A 1110-nucleotide genomic window follows, 5' to 3' on the forward strand; every position below is an offset into this window, starting at 1 on the left:
ATGCGTCTTAACGGCTAGTAGAGTAGGGCTTGTAATTCATTGGTGTTGTTTTCTGTAAAAGTCTCATCTGGTTTCGAAGAGTTTGCGTGCATCCTCAGTTTACGTTAGCAAGCAGCACAACATCGTCCAGACGCTACCAGTATTCTAGAGTTCACGTTTATAGTTTTTGGTTTTTCTTGTATTCGTAGTTGTAGCTCTATTTTCTGTGAGTTCTTGGCTAAAGTGTAAAGCTAGGTTAATCTCAATGGTTGTTGGTAATGGCTTTGGGTTTTAAGTCTAAATCTAAGCTATTTTTACTAAATTTATGGCTTTGTTGTGTGTGGTGAACGGGTTGTTTTGTATGTATAGAAAGTCGCATAACAAAGCTATCGTAGGGACATTTATTGCTACGCTCCGTTTTGGGGCGGCTACGCCACTTTACCCCAAAACTCCACTCCACAATAAATGCCCCACATAGCGGCGTTAAGCAAAAACTATGATCGAAGCATTACTAATATTATTTGGCTTTATATTGGCATTCATACCAAACTGGTTGGATCGTAAGCGTAAAATTCGGTCTCACTGGCGAGCTATTCGCTCAGAAATATCGTTAATTGGAAAGAAAGGAAGAGCTTATTTAGAACATGGAGTTAAGGCACCTCTTTATAGATTTCCATGCAAGACCTACGACACCTCCTATGAAATGTTACTTACAGAGGGTGCAATTTTAGAAGAAGAGGTGCTTGTGATAGAGACTTTCTATGATCTTGCGAAGGATATCAACAGGGGTTTAGACCAAATACAGGGATACCGCTCCGATAAAGATTCGAAAGAATTTGATGCCGAATTTCAAAGAAATCTACTAAAAGTTAAAGAATTGATTGTTGGCACGTCAGACGCTGAAGCATTGTTAAATTCAGCGGTAAGCTTGGTAAATAAAAAATGCGACTTAAAGTTAATCCAGTATTAAAAAATGCTTAACAAATATGTCAAGAAGGACATTTTTTCCGTCGCTCGTTTTGTGCTTAAATGGCACAAAACAATCAACTACAAAAATGCCTCTTACATAGGCGTTATGCGTGGTATTAAAAGCAGTGCTTTGTCGGTGGTAGGGTTGTGCTAATTGTCTTT

Annotated in this window: 1 protein-coding gene; it reads left to right on the forward strand. The window is 38.6% G+C overall.

The window, feature by feature from the left end; genetic code table 11:
• Positions 1–475: 475 nt before the first annotated feature.
• Positions 476–949, forward strand: coding sequence for a hypothetical protein (locus IDZ20_RS05500; protein WP_188150429.1), 474 nt, complete (start codon positions 476–478; stop codon positions 947–949).
• Positions 950–1110 lie beyond the last annotated feature (161 nt).

This window comes from Teredinibacter waterburyi, from assembly GCF_001922985.1.
In the GTDB taxonomy this organism is placed as follows: domain Bacteria; phylum Pseudomonadota; class Gammaproteobacteria; order Pseudomonadales; family Cellvibrionaceae; genus Teredinibacter; species Teredinibacter waterburyi.